The sequence below is a fragment of the Streptomyces sp. NPDC015032 genome (assembly GCF_043080425.1).
GTDB lineage: Bacteria > Actinomycetota > Actinomycetes > Streptomycetales > Streptomycetaceae > Streptomyces.
On sequence record NZ_JBIBVN010000028.1, the window covers coordinates 58196 to 75759 of the forward strand.

The 17564-nt window shown below is 66.5% G+C and carries 16 protein-coding genes; 3 read left to right on the forward strand and 13 right to left on the reverse strand.

Annotated elements, in window-relative coordinates:
- Positions 1–83: 83 nt before the first annotated feature.
- From ACF08M_RS30160 to ACF08M_RS30190, 7 genes are all read right to left on the reverse strand, one after another.
- Positions 84–3422 (reverse strand): hypothetical protein, encoded by a 3339-nt coding sequence (locus tag ACF08M_RS30160; protein WP_392188423.1) that lies wholly within the window; start codon positions 3420–3422, stop codon positions 84–86.
- Between the two features lie 44 nt (positions 3423–3466).
- Positions 3467–5719, reverse strand: coding sequence for a hypothetical protein (locus tag ACF08M_RS30165; protein WP_392188424.1), 2253 nt, complete (start codon positions 5717–5719; stop codon positions 3467–3469).
- A gap of 46 nt (positions 5720–5765) precedes the next feature.
- Complete coding sequence (locus ACF08M_RS30170) at positions 5766–6665, reverse strand: hypothetical protein (RefSeq protein ID WP_392188425.1); 900 nt, start codon at positions 6663–6665, stop codon at positions 5766–5768.
- 221 nt (positions 6666–6886) lie between these two features.
- Positions 6887–7294 (reverse strand): hypothetical protein, encoded by a 408-nt coding sequence (locus ACF08M_RS30175; RefSeq protein WP_392188426.1) that lies wholly within the window; start codon positions 7292–7294, stop codon positions 6887–6889.
- Positions 7276–7548 carry a hypothetical protein gene (locus ACF08M_RS30180; RefSeq protein WP_392188427.1) on the reverse strand — a complete coding sequence of 91 codons (273 nt, stop codon included), beginning with the start codon at positions 7546–7548 and terminating at the stop codon, positions 7276–7278. Before ACF08M_RS30180 ends, ACF08M_RS30175 begins: the two co-directional genes overlap by 19 nt.
- Positions 7549–7644: 96 nt before the next feature.
- Positions 7645–8283 (reverse strand): hypothetical protein, encoded by a 639-nt coding sequence (locus ACF08M_RS30185; protein ID WP_392188428.1) that lies wholly within the window; start codon positions 8281–8283, stop codon positions 7645–7647.
- A 293-nt stretch (positions 8284–8576) separates the two neighbouring features.
- A complete protein-coding gene (locus ACF08M_RS30190; RefSeq protein WP_392188429.1) occupies positions 8577–10961 on the reverse strand; it encodes a DNA topoisomerase in 2385 nt (794 codons plus the stop codon).
- A 111-nt stretch (positions 10962–11072) separates the two neighbouring features.
- Here ACF08M_RS30190 and ACF08M_RS30195 point away from each other — a divergent pair, with 111 nt between their 5' ends.
- Positions 11073–11396, forward strand: coding sequence for a hypothetical protein (locus ACF08M_RS30195; RefSeq protein ID WP_392188430.1), 324 nt, complete (start codon positions 11073–11075; stop codon positions 11394–11396).
- A 91-nt stretch (positions 11397–11487) separates the two neighbouring features.
- Here the strand turns inward: ACF08M_RS30195 and ACF08M_RS30200 are convergent, their stop codons facing one another.
- From ACF08M_RS30200 to ACF08M_RS30220, 5 genes are read right to left on the reverse strand one after another with little or no spacing between them, the layout of a single operon-like run.
- Positions 11488–12030, reverse strand: coding sequence for a hypothetical protein (locus tag ACF08M_RS30200; protein ID WP_392188431.1), 543 nt, complete (start codon positions 12028–12030; stop codon positions 11488–11490).
- Positions 12030–12242 carry a hypothetical protein gene (locus ACF08M_RS30205; protein ID WP_392188432.1) on the reverse strand — a complete coding sequence of 71 codons (213 nt, stop codon included), beginning with the start codon at positions 12240–12242 and terminating at the stop codon, positions 12030–12032. The genes ACF08M_RS30200 and ACF08M_RS30205 overlap by 1 nt, the downstream gene beginning before the upstream one ends.
- Positions 12239–13360 carry a hypothetical protein gene (locus ACF08M_RS30210; protein WP_392188433.1) on the reverse strand — a complete coding sequence of 374 codons (1122 nt, stop codon included), beginning with the start codon at positions 13358–13360 and terminating at the stop codon, positions 12239–12241. The genes ACF08M_RS30205 and ACF08M_RS30210 overlap by 4 nt, the downstream gene beginning before the upstream one ends.
- Positions 13357–14895 (reverse strand): hypothetical protein, encoded by a 1539-nt coding sequence (locus ACF08M_RS30215; RefSeq protein ID WP_392188434.1) that lies wholly within the window; start codon positions 14893–14895, stop codon positions 13357–13359. Before ACF08M_RS30215 ends, ACF08M_RS30210 begins: the two co-directional genes overlap by 4 nt.
- A gap of 23 nt (positions 14896–14918) precedes the next feature.
- Positions 14919–15323, reverse strand: a complete 405-nt coding sequence (locus ACF08M_RS30220; protein WP_392188435.1) for a hypothetical protein — start codon at positions 15321–15323, stop codon at positions 14919–14921.
- Between the two features lie 343 nt (positions 15324–15666).
- Here ACF08M_RS30220 and ACF08M_RS30225 point away from each other — a divergent pair, with 343 nt between their 5' ends.
- On the forward strand, positions 15667–16143 hold the full coding sequence (locus tag ACF08M_RS30225; RefSeq protein ID WP_392188436.1) for a hypothetical protein: 477 nt from the start codon (positions 15667–15669) through the stop codon (positions 16141–16143).
- Positions 16144–16155: 12 nt separating this feature from the next.
- Here ACF08M_RS30225 and ACF08M_RS30230 read toward each other — a convergent pair whose 3' ends face one another.
- The gene (locus ACF08M_RS30230; RefSeq protein ID WP_392188437.1) at positions 16156–16986 is read right to left on the reverse strand and encodes a hypothetical protein; all 831 of its coding nucleotides are present in this window, start codon (positions 16984–16986) and stop codon (positions 16156–16158) included.
- Between the two features lie 309 nt (positions 16987–17295).
- Here ACF08M_RS30230 and ACF08M_RS30235 point away from each other — a divergent pair, with 309 nt between their 5' ends.
- Positions 17296–17562, forward strand: coding sequence for a hypothetical protein (locus ACF08M_RS30235; protein WP_392188438.1), 267 nt, complete (start codon positions 17296–17298; stop codon positions 17560–17562).
- Positions 17563–17564 lie beyond the last annotated feature (2 nt).

A 17564-nucleotide genomic window follows, 5' to 3' on the forward strand; every position in this document is an offset into this window, starting at 1 on the left:
AAGGCGACGCACCTGGTGAGAACGACCATTGCGATCAGCTCACCGGGTGCGTCAGCCCTCCACGCCCGCCCTCGACCGGCCGATCAGTCCTTCGGCTTCTCGCGCCGGGCGCCGCGGCGAAGACCGTCCGCCGACGGCTGCTGCGGCGCCGGGGTCTCCACGCCCTGAGGAGCTGGATCGACGATCCGACGTGGACGCGGACGGGTGGCGGACGTCTTCATCGGAAAAGGAGCCGACGGATAAACCGGAGCCTCCGCCTGCGGGGTGGGTGTCGACGCCTGAGGTGAACTCAGCTGACGCGTTACCTGCGTCCGAGCCGGCGTCCGCGCGCCTGGCCGGGCCGGAGCCTGGCCCGGTGCAGCCACGGGGCGACCGGCCGACGGGCCGGTTCCGTGCTGTCCCGGGGCCTGGGCGCCCTGAGCGGGGCGCGTCGGACGCGTGCCCGGTGCACCCGGCTGCGCCGGCGCAGGAGCAGCACCACCGGTGAAGCGCTGCAGTGCAGCCTGCTGGTTCCCGCCCGACGAACGCTGTTGACCCGAGGCACCCGTACTGAACTGCGTCGGGCCCGTCTGACCAGCGACGGCCTTTCGGCCTCCGCTGGTCGGGACAGCGGTGGTGCTGCCAGCGCCGCTCCGGCCCTGAGAGCCGTCACGGGAGTTCAACGGCATCGTGGACGAAGCCGTGATTTCACCCGGCATGACGTTGCCGGTGGAGTTGCTCGGTCTGTACCCCAGGTTGGACAGGCCGCCCTGATTGCTCAGGTTCTGCGCCGTCTGCTTGTCCGAGTGCGAGCTGCCCGCTCCGCCGCCCGACAGCTGCAGCGGGCCGCCCTTGTCGTCAGGCCCGTCGCCCTTGCCTGCGCCCAGAGCCCCGGCGGGACCGCCGCCCGGCAGGGCCTTGGCGTCGTCGCCTCCACCGGAGTCGCCAGGGCGGCCCCCACCGGGTCCGCCGTCCAGCGCCGGGCCGTTCGGATCTCCCGGACCGCCGTCGCCGCCGCCCTCCAGGGACAGGGCCTGCTTGCCTGCGGTCAGTGCCGTGGCGTCGCCGTTCGTGCCGCCGGCGTTCGTCGACGCGGTCTTGCCCGAGGGCTTACCCGCGCTCGGGGACGCCGGTCCGCTGGTCTTGCTGTTGAACCCGTTGGCGAGCTTGTTGCCCATGGCCATGCCCGCGCCGGCCCCCGCGCCTGCGGCCAGGGCGGGCATCAGCCCGCCCTTGTCCGGCTTCGGCGCGGTGTTGGTCTCCAGGAACTTGTCCACGAGTTTGGTGACGACCTCGTCCATCGCCTGCAGCACCGTCTTGCGGACCCGCAGCAGGGCGAAGGTGATGCCGATGATCAGCAGCGACGAGATCAGCGTCAGGATCACCACGATGACCCCGCCGAGGACGGCGCTGCTGAAGATCCCGTTCGGGCTCATGAAGCTCGACACGGGGCCGGCGATGATGTCCGGGACCGAGATCAGGAACTCCCCGACGAACTGGTAGATGAACAGCGTGACCAGGACCTCGAGGATCAGCGCCATGGAGTAGACGATCACCTTGGCGATCGCCGCCATCGCGCCCATGGTCGCGAACGGCACGGCCGCCACCAGGCCGAAGGTCCGCTTGATCGCACCGGCCAGCATGCCGATGGCGTACCAGAAGCCGAGCAGGACGATGGAGCCGAGGACAACCGCCGCGTTGCCCCAGTACATGAACTTCGCCGGGCCGGTGCCCACCTGGGAGACCGCCATGTGGTTCTCGCGGGTGAAGCCGGAGGTGGCGTTGTTCGAGCTGTACATGGTCAGCGAGCTGGGGCTGAACCCGGTGTTGAGGTAGTTGTACGCCGCCAGCGGGGAGAGGTTGCACGAGGAGGGCGTCTTGCCCACGACGAAGCCGCACCCGCTCTTGGTCCCGTTCGTGGTGAAGACCGTCGAGTCCTTGCCGGGATTGGAGGAGCGCAGTCCCGTGCCGTCGGTCGAGATCACCGGGTGATCGACGGGCTTCGGACCCTTCTCCTCGCCGAACTGCTCCACGTCGCCGTAGCTGTTCTTGTCGACGAACCAGCTCTTCTTCACGTCCGCGCTCTCGTCCAGCTGTGTGATCGAGCTCTTGATCCCGGACTCGAAGTCGGAGGCCGCCACTTCGTTGCTGCCGATGTACTTGCTAATGATCCCGAAGGTCGAGAACACCGCCCGGAAGTCGTCCGACGCGGCGGTGCCGACGGAGACGGTGCCGTCCTTCCACGCGGTCTCGGCGTCGTTGGCCTTCGTGCCGATGCTGATGCCGTTGAACGTCGCGCCGTGGGACTGCTTGTTGATCGCCAGCGCGCTCGTGCGCACCGCCATCATCGCGTCGGAGCTGGCCTGGTCCTTGTTCCAGGAGACCGTGGCCTGGTCCGGGATCCCGAGGCGGTCGTTCATCATCCACGCCTCGAAGTCCACGTACGTCGACAGCACCACGCGCGTCGGACCAGCGTGCTGGCCGAGGACCGAGTCGTCGAACTTGTTCAGCACGCTGGTGTACATCGAGCCCAGGAGCGGCAGGCCGACGCCGATGAAGACGACGCGCACGACGAGCTTCTTGATCGCCGAGCCGCGGTCCATCTTCTTGAACATGACCAGGCTGATGAGCAGGAGGCCGATGAAGATCGGGACCAGGGCCTGCCACGAGATGTCGACGAGCAGGCCGTACCAGCCGCTGATCCAGTGCTGCAGGCCGGAGAGCGCGCCGCCTCCGCTGTCGCCGCCCGTCATCCCGTCGGCGAAGGTCGGGTTGACCGCCCTGACCGCCTGGTAGAACCACATGAAGGGGTTGATGAGCTTCAGGAACTGCAGGATGACGTAGAACAGCGTGCCGACCGCCAGCGCCAGGGCGTAGAGGACCCAGATGATGGAGCCGCCGATCACGTTCACGATCTGGCCGCCGATGCCCGAGGACATCGTGTCCAGGCCCAGGTCGCTGTTCGCGGCCCCGAAGTGCGCGTAGTCCAGCATACCCGAGTACTTCGCGCTGCCCTTGTCGTCCTTCGCAGCCAGGGTCTCGTAGGTGACCGTCTGAGAGGACCCCGAGATCTCCGCGAAGAACCAGCCGACGACGTTGCCCAGGCTGAACTCCGGGTCGGCGTAGCCCAGCATGGAGCCGCCCGAGGCGGGGCTGCCCACGACCGGCTTCCAGTTGTCGTGCATGCCCTTGTCGCTGCCCGGCGAGTTCTTCTCGCTGAAGTACGAGCTCGCGTTCGAGGCCAGCTGGTAGAGGCTGTAGTTGTCGCGCTCCTTCTTGTCGTCCGCGGATGCCGGCGAGGAGGTCGCCATCATGAAGACCGGCACGAGCAGAGCCGCCAGGAGCGCCAGGGCCAGCCCGCGCGCGAGCCTGCCCCGGCGGGTTCCGCCGCCGTGGCCGGCCCAGGCGCGCAGCCGCGCCGCCGCCGTGATCGTCCCGTTCATCGTCTCTCCTCTGCTCCTCGCCCTCGTGTTGCTGCTGGCCCGGCTCATGCCTTGACCAGCTTCTTGGTCCGGGGCCTCTTCGCCGGCCGCCGCGCGCCGTTCCCGGGCCGCTGCGGGCCCTTCTTGCCGTCCGAGCTGCCCTGGTCCCCGTCGGAGCCGGACTCGTCGTCGCCGCCCTCGCTGTGCTTCCGGATGCTGGTGAGGTTCGCGCCCGGTGCCGGCTTGTCGTGCATGATGGCGTCCATCCGCGCAGCCTCCTCGGCCCTGGCCGCCTCCAGGCGGACCTGCCTGCGCTGGGCCTCGCGGTAGGGGTTGATCCCCAGTGCCAGGTCCAGGTGAAAGACCACGTTGGAGACGCCCCGGCGCAGGTACGTGAGGTTCTCGCCCTTGGTCGTGATGAGCTGGGCGAGGTCCGGCGGGATCCGCTGGTGCAGCTGCTTCTGGTACCCCTCCACCGTGCCGTCGAGCATCGGGCCGAAGAGCGTGTAGTCCGCGGCGTCGAACTTGTTGAAGCCGCTGTCGGCCAGCATCTTGTCGACGTCGTTGTAGCTGTAGACCACCCGGCCGCCGCGCTCGTGCATGTGCTCGAACTGGTCCTTGATGTACGCCTTCACTCGGTCGTCGACGTGCTCAGCGCCGTGGATGATCACCGTGTCGCCGAGCCCCAGCTTGCCGACGGCGAAGCCGACGATGTTCACCAGCTGCGCCATCGCCACGCCTCGGCCGCGGCGCATGAGCCGCGAGAAGTCGTAGACCACGCGCTTGGCGTCACGGACGCCGTCCACGATCGAGGCGGTGTGGTTGTTGAAGAGGTCGCCGTTGGTGCTCAGCATCGCGTTGGCGATGCCCCTGAGCACGTTGTACGCCCGCAGCTGGTCCGGGTCGGTCTTGCTGGAGTTCAGCAGCGACTTGTGCGCCGTCGCCAGGTAGGAGACGAACATCTGCAGACGGGGCACCTGGGCGTGCGGGATGTTCACCACGCGCAGGCGGTGCCGCTGCTCCTGGGCGTTGTGCCGCCACATGCCCTGCTCGATGTAGAAGTCCGTGGCGGTGTCCTCGAGCGCGCTGCGGATGATCGAGCCGATCGCTCCGTCGCTGGTCTCGTAGAGCTGCTCGAACATCAGCTTGAGCTTCTCCATCTGGGCGGAGAAGACCGTCATCTCGTCCTCCTCCTCGCCGAACATCTCGAACATGTTCACGTCGCCCTGGTTCAGGTCCACGCGCGAGGTGAGCCGCTCGAACGCCGGCCCGAGCTTGTCGAGGTTCGCCCCGTCGAGGACCAGGTGGACGACCTGGCCGTTGTTCAGCAGCGCCGCCTGCGAGATCTTCGAGCACCACATGTTGGCCACCCGCTGGCGGTCCAGGTACTCGCTGAGCGTGGCGTCGGCCACGACCACGTGGTGCTCGTAGGCGTTGACGTCCATCAGCACGGCGCTGTTGTTGACGTCGCCGACCATGTAGCCGACGTACTCGCCGCCCTTGTCGTTGAGGCCGTTGGTCACCAGCGAGTACGAGCCGGCCAGTTCGGTCGAGGTGAAGTAGAAGCCCTTGCCCTTCTTCTTGTCGTTGTTCTTCCACAGGCCCGAGAGCTCCTGGCGCTGCTCGCCGGCGTAGGGCGCGGCCTTCAGCGTGCCGAAGCGGTCGATGTACAGGCGCGTGACCCGGTCGATCGAGTCGTCCAGGGTCTCCAGGTCGGGGGCCTTGAGGAAGAGCCGGTTGTGCACCGACAGGTAGCTCGCGCCGTCCTGGATCTCGCCGATGATGACGCCGAGGTCACCCGAGATCTTCGCGGCCTTGCGCTTGGAGGAGGTCGTGCCCGCCTCCTCCTGCTCGTCCCTGTCGAGCCGTTCCAGCTTCTCCGACTGCTTGGTGTACGAGTCGATCCACTTCTCGTCCATCCGCTTGACCTGCTCCAGGACCACCGCGGTGACCCGCTCGTCCAGGCCGTCCGGGATCCTGTCGATGCCCCAGAAGGCGGCCAGGTTGTCGTGCGCGGCGTCGTCGTGGAAGAACGCGAGGACGCAGGCGACCGAGCCGTCGACCTCGAAGTAGTCGCTGCGGAAGACGTACTTCTCCTTCGGCTTCAGCGCGAGCAGGTGGGGATAGGCGTCGAACGTCCCCTGGAGGTGCTTCACCTCCTTGCGGCGCTGCCACCAGTTCTTCTTCGGCTCGGCCGCGTCGTCGGCCGCGACGTCCGTGCGCGGGTCGTCGACCGCGGGCTCTGCGATCTCGTGCGTCTCGTCGGGCTTCTTCCCCGGGATGCCGAGCTGTGCCCGGACCTTCGTCATCAGCGCCATGGTGTCCTTCGTCCGTTCTTCGTCGTGGTGGTCGGCCTGGCGCTGGTCAGTTCAGCGACGCCTTGAGATTGAGCAGTTCGTCGTCGATGCCCTGGTAGAAGGTCCGCAGCATCGGATAGGCCTCGTCGCGGTCGAGCATCGTGGCTTCCTTGATCATCAGAGCCGAGCCGCCGACCTCGGCCTGGAGGACCTGGTGCCCCTTGCGCAGGGCGTCGATGTTCTTGCCCTTGAGCAGCAGGTACTGGTGGATCGAGGTGAACTTGCCGCCGACGTGCTGCGTGAGGATGTCGTACTGCTCGTTCTGCAGCTCGACCAGATCGGGGTCGCGGACCTGCAGGGCCTGGTTGCGCTGCTCCAGGTTCGCCACCTGGTGGTAGATCCGCTGCGGCTCCTTCGTCGTGATGAAGCCGTGCTCGCAGCTCGTCTCGACCTTCCGCCAGAAGGAGTCGACCCGGTCGAGGATCCCGACCCGGTCGTCGTCGAAGAGCAGGTAGCTCGCCGAGCCGACGACCAGGTAGACCTGGCCCTTGCCGCCGTCGGAGAAGTGGACCAGCCCGTCCTCGTCGACGTCGTCGATGCCGACGATCGAGTGGAAGGCCGTGGGGTTCGAGCTGCGGCGCGTGAAGACGTGGCGGGCCTTCGGCGGCAGGTAGGCCAGGAAAGCGGGCACGCGCATGATGCGCAGCTCCTTCGTCTTCATCAGCCCGCCGAAGTAGGCAATCGCCGCCAGGCTCCAGAGGACGAAGAACGTGATGGCCGCCGGCCCCGAGCTCGAGACGAACGTCGACGTGCTGAACCACAGCACGCCGAGGATGCCGCTGCCGAAGAAGAGCAGCTGCTTGATCGGGGAGGGCCTGGCCGCCCAGCCGCCCTTGCTCAGCGTGATCTCGTGGTCGAGGAAGCTTCTGTTCAGCGCCGACGGCACCTTGTAGGACAGTTTCGCCATGAATCCCTCATCTCCCTCTGCGACCCCAATGGCCATTGCCTCGTCTATCAAAAAGCCCTCATACACGAGATTTACAGATGGCATCCTATCTTAGATAAGCCATTCGAATCGAGAACGAAAGGGCTTGAATGGCGACGCCTCGATGACTCGGACTGGCGAGCACGAGTCATCGGGCGTTGTCGGCGGACGGCGGATCGGCCGCGCCGCAGGGGCCGGGGCGCTCAGCCCATCGCCCCTTCGAAGCACGGGGCGCTGCCGCTCAGGTCGAGCACCGCCAGGGCGTCGGCCGAGCCGTCCCGGTCGAGGATCTCCAGGCGCACCGGCACACCATTCAGCACGGCCCGCTCCGAGTGCCGGAAGTGGTAGTGCCCCGCGACGCACAGCGCCTCCTTGTCCGGATCGAGCACCGAGAGCACGCGCTCGGTGTGCACCTTCTGCGATTCGCGCGCGTACGCCAGGTCGTCGGGGTGCCAGCCGCGGCCGTCGCCGAGCCGCTGGAGCAGGCCCGGGACCGCCAGCGCCTCGTGGGCGAGAACCACGTCGGGGCTCGCGCCGGCCTCCAGGAGGCCGGCCGCCTGCTCGTCCGTGGGCAGCTCCGCCTCCCACCACGTCAGGCCCGGCAGCCGCACGCACCGGTCGATGCTCGCTGCCCCTGCCAGCCAGCGCTGGGGCGCTGGCCGACGCGCACGAGATCGGAGTGGGGGAGGAGCGCCAGATGCGATCCCATCTTGCCGCGCCAGATCATCCCGAAGTCGCCCAGTTGCACCAGCGAGGTGCAGCCCCTCGAGGCCAGCGTCACCACCGCCTCGTGCAGGAACCGTGCCTGGCCGTGGACATCGCCAATCAGGCCCACCCGGTCTCCCAGCCGCACTTCTTCGTTCATCGTCTCCACTTGTACGCCGACACATCTCTCCCTCGTGCCGTCTCTGTCGTGAAATGGCGGCAGCGGGCCCCGAGGTCCGGGACCCGCTGCTGCTCGTCATTCCTTGAGCACGGCTATGAACTGAGAGACCGCGCCCTCGACAGCAGCAACGTCAGCCACGCGGAGCAGCTGGTAGTCGTTCGCCTTCGCCCAGTCCGTCTTGATCCGGTCGCGGTGCTGGACGCCGGCGAACTGCCGCTCTGCATCCGCCTCCGTCATGCCCCATCGCCGCACCGGCGCGAAGTGTTGAGGCCCATCGAACTCAATCAGCGCCCGATGACGAGGCAGATGGAAGTCGAAGCGAAGCGGCTTCTTATTTCGGCACGTGGGATGACTCCACTCCTGATCAAACAACACCCCGAGTTCAGCAAGAACTTGAGCAACCGCACGCTCGCCTTTTGAGAAAGAGCAAGCTGGACACCCGCAACCAGATAGATGCGAAGAAGCTTGCTGCTCAAAGGCACCATGCTCTCGACAGGTGATCCACACTTTGTTCCCGCTTCGGACGTACACGACGTACCCGTAGTCGTATCGATCACCATGAATCTCACGGGCCCGCTCGATCCACTCCTCAGTGGTCAGTGATCGGTCAACGCATGCCGGACAACGCCGACCACCCCGAACATGACTCACTGGAGCCTGCAGAAACTCACCATGTTCCGGGCACACGATCGTGACCTTGTCGAACGACGTCACGTACTGGACCTTTGTGTAGTCATAGCGATGCCCATGCACAGCCCGCGCCTGCTCGATCCATATGTCCGTCGACATACGCCTCGCCCGACCAGTGCGGGTCGACGCGCATGGGAAGCATCCATGACCGTGAAAAGCGTGATTCACAGGGGACTGTTCGAACTCACCATGGATCGGACAGATGATCACGACCCTTGTGGTCTTGTTGACGTACTCGACCCTCGAATAGTCGTACTTGTTCCCGTGGGTGGACCGCGCGCGGTCCACCCACTCCTCAGTCGTCAACCTCCTGGGCATCAGCCGAACGACGGCACGATCTTCTTCTTGCCGCCCTCTTCCTTCCAGGAAACGGCGGCATCGAACGTCTTCCCCTTGGCGGAAACAAAGCCCTTGCCCTGGATGGTCTTTCCTGCCGCCAAGGCCTTGCGCTCCGTATCCGTAAACACGTGCTGGCACCAGGACCGCGGCGGCTCGTCGCCAGAGCCGAAGTCGGGGACGATCTTCTTGGCCTTCGCGTCCCAGCTCACCTTGCAGCCGAAGGTCTTGCCGGTCCTCGCGCTCACGAAGTCGTCGATCTCCAGCGTCTGGCCCGCCAGGAGCACCGTGACCTCCGCCGGCGTGAACGTCCGACCAGACCACTTCGTCGGCGTGCCCAGCCCTTCCAGCTGGAACCCGACGATTTTGCGGCCCTTGTAGTCGCCGACGCCGAGCGCGCCGGTGGCCGTGTAGGGCTTGTCCGCCTTCGACGTCGCCTGGAACGAGATCGTCTCGCCCGCGAGCAGCTTCGCCACCTCGTCGTCGCTGAACTCGTGGCCCGACCAGATCTTCTTGAAGGCGACCTTCTTCGGACCGCCCGGGGCGCTCTGCCACACGCCCTCGGCGCGGGCAGAGACCACCTGCTCCTTCAGGCCCAGCTCGGCCCGCATAGAGGCCGCGTTCTTCGTCATGGTGGCGATGTCCTCGCGAACCCAGTCGGCGACGACGGCGAGGCGCTCCTCGGCGGTGGCGGTCCCGGCTGCGATGTCGCGCATGTCGGCGTAGACCTTCTCGGTGAGCCCGAGGTCGCCGATGCGCGTGCCCGGCAGGAGCCTCCAGCTCATCTCGCCGGCCTGCGCAAGTCGGAGCTTGCGCCCCTTCTCGGACAGCAGCGGGTACTTGGCCTTGTCGTTGGTGACCTCCGAGTAGGTCGAGGTCCGCGTCGCGCCGGTGCCCACGTCGCGCTTCTCCAGCTGCTTCATGAGCCACCGCATCGTCGGGTGCTCGGGGCGCTTGTTCGCGCCCTCAAAGACGAAGGGCTCGGCGTTCTGACCCAGGCCCTTGCTCGACTCGTTCTCGTCGGCTCCATCCTTGTCCGCCGGGTCATCGCCCGCGTCCGGGTCGAACACCGCCTTCCAGCCAGGGCTCTGAGGCACGTTGGCGATGCCCACGAAGTCCGGATGCTTCTCCACGTGGCCCTTCTGCTGCTCGTAGAGGTAGTCCTCGGCGAGCATGGCCAGGTAGTTCTTGGCGAGCGTCTCGTAGATGAGCCGCCCGGCCTTGCCGTACTTGTGCTCGACCTCGTCCAGCGAGGAGGGCACCTTCGGGCCCGGGCGGTTCGCGCCGTGCGCGCCCTTGGGCTTCACGTGAGTGGAACGCGGCTGCCGGTGCGTCAAAAGGCCAGCGTCGACGCCGGCCACGGCGGCGATCTTGTCGACCAGCGGCGCGAGGTCCTTGAGCTGCTCGGGCGTGATCGTCTTGTCCTCGGTGCGCGGATAGGAGACGACCTGGTCCTCGTACATCTTCTGGTAGGTCGCCAGCGTGAGGTTTGCCTTCACGCCCTTGCCGACGAGCATGGACGACAGAGCCGCCAGGTCCAGCAGCTTCGGGGGAGCGGTCCTCTTGTCCGCCTTGCCGTCCAGGACGACGGGGGAGGGGCCGTAGTGCTGCGGCACCTGGCCCTTCTGGTCGAACCGCGGCTCTTCCGGGTTCGTGTACATGACGTCGTTCTCGTCGCGGAAGCGGTTCTGGAAGAACGGCTTCTTGACGTACTCGTCGTAGGCCTTCTGCTGGTCGCCGACGAGGGAGACCATCGCCGACTTCAGCCGACCCTGGCGCAGCACGAGGTCCTGGCCGGACTGTCGGCCCATCGCCGTGGCGACGCGAGTGAACTGCATGGAGAGGAAGTCGAACTTGGTGCGGTAGTCGGCCTTGCGGAAGTCGCCCTCGTCCTGCATGGACTTCACGGGCCGGCGCTGCTCGAACGCCTTCTGGATCGAGGCCTTCGACTCGTCGGTGAACTCCATGCGGCTGAACTTCTTGCCGTGGAAGCCGAGCTCGTCGATCGCCTCCCAGAAGAGCAGGTCGCCCTCTCCGGACGGATCCAGGTCCGTGGCGATGACGATCTCGTCGCCGCGGCCCAGCGCGCTGCGCAGAGCCTTGATGACGTCGGCGACGTTCTTCTGCGCCTCGCGCTTCCACAACAGGTGATCCGGATCCCACGGCAGATTGCCCAGGTCCCACTTCTGATAGGCGTCCGCGAGCGAGGAGTCCACCATCGCGTGCGGCTGGGCGAACTCGTAGAGGTGGCCGCGCAGGTTCGCGACCTCGTACGCCGTGCCCTTGTAGCTGCCCTTCGCCCCGCCGAGGGCGCTGGCCATGTTCCTCGCTGCGCTCGGCTTCTCTGCGACCACGATCGCGACCATGTCGACTCCTTCTCGTCTTCGACTCATAAACCAATACGAGTCTACTCAAAATGGCCAGTCGAATGGGAGTCAATAGGGCCTGCAAAGGGATTCGAATGAGACGATGGGTGCATGAGGAAAGCCGCCGCCGGCACCCGTCTCGACCAGTCGCTGCCCTTCGCTGCGTCCTCCTGGGCGACCAGCGAGGCGTCTCGGCGGACCATGCTCGGGAACCGGTCGAAGGACACCGCCCCCGAACTCGCGCTGCGCCGCGAGCTGCGCGCGCTCGGCCTGACCGGCTACCGGCTGGGGTGGCGGGTCCCCGGCGCGCCGCGGCGCTCGATCGACGTCGCCTTCGTCGAGCGGAGGACGGCCGTCATGGTCGACGGGTGCTTCTGGCACGGCTGCCCCGAGCACGGCTCGGCCCCCAGCGGCGAGTTCCCAGCGCCGATCTAAAGACCCATGCTGCATGACCTGGTTGCGAACTGCGACAAGACGAAGAAGACCCCGAGGAGCTGGAGCCCTCGGGGTCTTCTTCGTTCGGGGGCTATGCGCGCAGCTCCTTCATGGCGACGCCCGGCCGGGAGCCCAGCACCGCCATCACCGCGAAGAGCACGTGCACGTCGACGCGTTGGCCCTTCTTCGGGTTCTCCAGCTCCTTGAGCCGGATCGGCTGCACGCCGGCGGCCTTCGCCACCTGCGCGTGGGTCGCCTTGCCCCGCCGCTTGACCAGGAAATCGGCGAGGTCCTCTGGCGACCCGAGCATGCGGAACGTCTCTGGGGTGCCCATCCTCGTGTGCCCGATGTGGATGTGGCCGGCGGCGCAGGTGTACCAGCTCGTCGAAGGGTCCTCGCGGAGCCGGTCGGGGATCTCACCCTCGCTGCGGTAGACCCGCTTGAACGCCTTCTTGCCGTCGCGCACCGTCGTACATTCGCGCGGCGCATCCTCAGGCCTCGTCGCCGGATTGGCGATGCCCGCGCACTTCGGCGAGCAGTACAGCCCGAACAGCACCGGGTCGTTCACCGTCTTGCCGAGGCTTCCCCGGCAGGCCTTGCAGCGCTGCCGCTTGGGGAAGAGCGTCTCAGCCATCACATCCACCCCTTGACCGGGGCCTTGGGCATGCCCCAGCCCCCACCCCAGTTCCACACCGCATCCCACAAGGGACGACCAGTCGTCTCCGCCTGCCACCAGAGCACCGCGACGACGATCAGCATCAGGACGAGTTGAATCGACCATTTGATCAGCACCATCCGAACACGTCGCTGCTCTGTAGTCTCTGCCTGCTTCTCCACCTCAGTCATCGGATCGGCCTCCCATCCCGTTCGCGTTCGAGCCTCGTCTGCTTCCTGGTCGCCTCGCGCGCCTTGTCCCGGAGATAGATCGCCTCCTTGTGCGTGATCGGCGCGTCGTGGAGATTGTGCGAGCCGCGGAGGAAGTTCTCCGTGCGGTCGGCGATGGAGTAGGCCAGCGCCTGCTCGATCACAGCGCTGGTCTGGCGCACCTCGCCCAGCTCCTCGCGCAGCCTGCGCAGCAGGGCGTCCCGCTCGCGATCGGCAGCCTCGATGCTGATCAGCCGGGCCACCGCGCTGCCCAGCAGCGGGTCGCGGGAACGGAACAGCTCGACGGCGCGCTCGGTGGCCGGGTCGGCTTCGAGGTGCAGGTCGAGCTGCGCCAGCAGGAACGCCGTCACCAGCGTCCCCTGGCTCAGCCGCTGACTGAACTCGCGGGCGGCGCTGTCGCTCACGCCCAGCTCCCGGACGGCGGCTGCGCGCAGCTGCTCCCGCAGCGCGCTCATGATGCTCTCGGGCAGCGCCTTGATGTGCGGCTGGCTCTGCACGCCGGCGAGCCGGAAGCCCGACTGGGGGAGCGCAGCAGTCTCGGCCGTGCCGCCCGAGCCCCCCTTCGACGCCGCGCTCTGCACGGCGTCCTGGTGGTCGGTCAGCTGGAGCGAGCCAGGCGTGACGTGCTCGGGCTCGTCCGGTGCCACGACAGCGACGTGGGCGGCGTCCTCGACTTCCGGCTGCGACCCGGGAGCCGGCACGGCATCGACCACGGCTCCCGCCGGCGCACTGCCCGGGATCGCCCCGGCGGTGCTTCCCTGCCCGCCGGCCCGCTCGGAGTCGCCGGCGTGGGGCTCGTGGTCCGGCTCCAGGACCAGGCTGTCCTCGTCGGCGTCCTCGTCGAGATCGGACTGCGGGCCCTCGGCCTCGGGCTGAGGATCGACGTCGTCGGCCTCGTCGAGATGCTCCTCCGGCTCGGGTGCTGCCGCCTCGGGCTCCGGCTGCGCCGCCTGGGCCTGGACGTGCTTCAGCTCCTCGCTCCCGCCGCGCCGGTAGGCGTCGAGGAAGGACGTGTCCACCTTCATCGCATCGTCGGTGGACGTGGTCGCCTCCAGCATCTCCGCGAAGTCCCGGCTCACGACAGCTCGCCGTCCTCGGCAGCAATCATCATATTCGTCATCCCCTTGAGCTCCTTCACAAAATTGGTCACCTGCTGCTCGATCTGTTTCAAATCGCTCACCCGCAGCAGTGGATAGCCATTGGCTGCCGCCCAAGCATTCTTGATCTCATCGCGGCGCTGGAGATCCAACAGATTCGACTCAGCTTCTTCCTGAGTCATCGACTGACACCATCGCACGGGCTCAAAATGCTGGATTCCGTCGAACTCAATCAGACCTTTGAGATCCGTCAGATGAAAGTCGAAGGGGAGGGGGTTGACACTGCGGCAGGTCGGATCGCTCCACTCGGCCACGAAGTTCACTTCTAAGCCCTCCAATACACATGCCACGAGATATTCACCCCTGGAAACAGTGCATCGAGGACACCCGCAACCCCCGCCCACGTGCTCACGCGGCGTCTGATCGAAAGTGCCATGCACAGAACAAATGATCGTCACCGGCGCGTCAATGCGCTGGTATTCGGCCTGTGAATAATCGTATCGATTGCCGTGCACAGCCTTTGCGCGCTCGATCCACTCAAATGTCGTGATGCCCTTACCTGCACATCTCGGACACCCCTGTTTCTGGTGCACGTGGTTCGTGGGGGCCTGCTCAAAGTTGCCGTGAACAAAGCATCGAATCACAACATCAGTCCAGCTGTTCACATACACGACTGAGTCATAGCCGAACTTGTCACCGTGCACAGCACGAGCCTGCGCAACCCATTCCTCGGTCGTCGGGGAATAGAGACCCACACAATCGCTGCAACCCTGACCGAGGCTCACATGATTGGATGGGTACTGCTCGAAGGCACCATGCTCTGGGCAGACAATCAGGACCTTCGTCTTGGCATCCACATAGACAACCTGTGAGTAGTCATACCTGTCCCCGTGGACTGCGCGCGCCTTCTCAATCCACCCCGCCGTCGTGAAGCGGCGCTTGCCGCTGCAGTCCAAGCATCCGGACTTCTGGCCGACATGGTTGCCGGGCGTCTGCCAAAACGAGCCGTGAATGCCACAGATGATCTCGACATCGCTGTGCCTGCCCATATACCGTGCCCGCGAGTAGTCATACCGATCACCGTGGACATCTATCGCTCGAGCGACAAACTCCGCGGTCGTAATGCCTCGACCTGCGCATGGCGGACATCCGCCGGCGGCCCTGACGTGAACCGTCGGAAGTACATCGAAGAATCCGTGATCCGGGCACCTCACGCTGACCGTCGTCCGACTGTCGACGTAGTCGACCCGCTCATAACCAAACCTGTCGCCATGAATGACGCGAGCCTTCTCGATCCACCCCGAAGTGTTGACGCGATCTGCCTGCACGCACTCCCCGCAGCGCCCGCCTCGACCCAGCTGTCCATTGACGTGATAGTGCGGTCGCTGCTCGAAGGGCCCACGCTCAGGGCAGACGATCGTCACTTCCGTATAGCTGTTGACGTACTCGACCGACGAGTAGTCATAAGTCTCGCCGTGCTTCTGCTTCGCCTTCGCAATGAATGCAGCAGTGGTCATGGGCTTCGGTCCACGACGGCCCATCAGAGCTCACCGTCTTCCGCATCCAAGAGATAGGAATCACCCCTAGTCAAGCCCAGCAAGCTGTCGAACCCCATGGTGACGACGCGTTCGAGGTTCGCCGAGTTCTTTGCGAGCGCCGCGATCTGGTCGACGAGCTCGTTGAGCCGCGCGATCTCCAGGGTCGGCAGGTCGTAGTCCAAATTCTCGCGGCGGATCTTCTCGATCACCGCCTCGGCCACGTACTCGTTCACCGAGGAGAAGCCGCGCTTGTCGGCCCAGTACTCCGCGCGCTGCTTGTCGTCCGAGCTCAGTCGGACGAACATGCCCTGGCGGCCACCGCCGCCGCTCTGCGTCGCGCCTGGCGGCTTCCCCTTCGCGCCGCGCACAGGCTGCTTCGCCTTCTCCAACTCCTGGGTGACGGTCATGCGCGGCCTCTCCTCGTCCTATTCGACTGGTCTATTAAGCCATCTTATCGATGTGACTCGATAAGTCACCTGCGTTCTTTGCGTTTCGGCTCGAATACCAGTAGAGTTGCAACCGCGCCCAGTCGGTCCCCCCTCTGGCGGCGCATCGCCGCAGCGGGTGGCCCTGCTCGACTCCCCCCTCGGGCGGGGCCACCTGCTGCGGACCGCATTCGACTTCGTGGGGCGGCGAGAGAAGAGAGGACCCGGTGCGATGTCGCACCGGGTCCTCTCTCGTTGTGCGCCCACGCCGGAGACGCAGCAGCACTGGCCTGCCGACTGAGCGGCCCCGCCCGAAGGAGCGACCGTGAGATGCCGACTGTTCACCCACTGGTCCGTCGGTCTGGACTCGTGGGTCGACGCCACCGGATACGAACCGGACCGCGCGCCATGGGAGTTCACCGCGTACCTGTCGTGCGCGTGGGAGTCCATCCCGGGCGTCGAGGAGTGCGAGGTGTGGTTCCACACCGTGAGCACAGCACCGGCCCGGATCGTCGACGGCCGGATCGTGGCCCGGGTGCACTGGAGCGTGGACGTCCCCGCCGAGGCATGGCGGGCGTGGCGAGCTGAGTACGACCGCGGCCGGCCCGTCCTCCCCGGGGTCCGGCGAGACGCACTGCGGTACCTCGCCGGCGAGCTGTACGTGTCCGGCTCGATCGCTCCGACGGACGCCGTCATGACCGTGACCCGGGCCCGCGAGGGCCGCAGGCCTGCCTGGCGGACCGTCGCAGACCCGATCCGCGTGTACCGACCCGAGGGTCGCATTCCCGCTGGCGGCCGGTGACCCCGGTTCCGCTCAGGAGCCGGGCGTCGGCGTCGCGTTCGTCGTGCAGTCGATGAGCCCCTGGAGGAACCTCGGCGACTGCCAAATCGCCTTGTCCTTGTCGCTGGGCAGGTGCTCGACGATCGAGCCGGTGCCGAGGGGCGCGCCGCCGGCGAAGAAGTGCAGAGCCTCCTGGCTGAACCCGGCGTCGAACACCAGGGTCGACGCGCACTGGCCGGCCGCCGCGTAGGTCTTCTTCTGGCCCTCGTCCCGTGCGTAGGAGGAGAGCATCGAGACCAGGCCCTTGGTGAGCTCGATGGACGAGTTGACCGGCTGGTCCGCCCGGACCGGGTAGATCGGCTTCGCGTCCGGCTTGCCCACCACGGGATTCGCGGCTGCCTTCGGCGGCGCGTAGTTCTGCGCCTTGGCGCTGCCGCCGTCGGGAAGCACGGCCTTGTCGACACACGCGTCGATGTCCTCCCGCAGCGACCGCGAGGCCAGGATCGCGGCGTCGTCCTTGCTCTCCTTGTCCAGGCCGCCAATGACTGCGCCTGTGTCGTCGCCAGCGGCCTTGACGATGTAGGACAGGGCCGCCTCTGACATCCCCGCCTTCCGCACTGCGCTGGCCAGGCAGGCCCCGCTGCCCTTGCCGGAGCCGCCGCTGCCCTGGAAGACGAGCTTGTCCAGCGCCTCGTCGAGGGCCTTGTCGGTGACATTGGCGGTGCTCGCGGTGGGGCTCGGCGCGGGCTTCGCCTCCTGGGCTGCGCCGCCGTCGCCGGTGGAGCATCCGGCGAGCACGATCCCCATTGCCACGGCCAGCGCTGCGGCCGGAAGCCCGGCCTCCTTCGTCCTCCAGGTCTTCATCGCTTCCCGCCTCACCTCTTCTGTCGCCGTCCAGTCCGATTGGATCGATTGGTCTTCGAGGACATGTTATCCAAACGCCCTTGAATGGCAGTAGGTGTTGAGTCAGAATCCTGTCGGATAGAGAGTGCAGAGGGCGCGCCGAGCGGGGCTCGGGCGCGCAGGGTGCCTGCGGGTCTGTTTGGCGCTGGGGGATCAACGGAGTTGATCCGGAGGGCTCCGTGGCACGTCATGTGCGTGTCGGCTGCGGGTGGCCCCCTGCCGGGAGGTGCTCGTCGGTTTCTCATCTCATCCCACGAAGGACCGCTCGCCATGACTGCTCTTGCTCCTGCCCCGGCCACCGCCGACGCCGACCTGGTGACGCTCACGCTGCACGTGAGCGATGACCTGAAGACCTGGAACCCGATCGACTTCGACGGCGAGAGACCGGCCTATGTCGACAAGGCCGCCGCCTGGTTCAAGGAACGCCCGTACCTCGCAGTCGAGTTGAACGACTCGACCTGCTACCTCCAGTTCCCCAGAACCTTCAACGAGATGCTCGCGTCCGTCGCCCGCGACCGGCAGCTCGTGCAGGTGTAGAC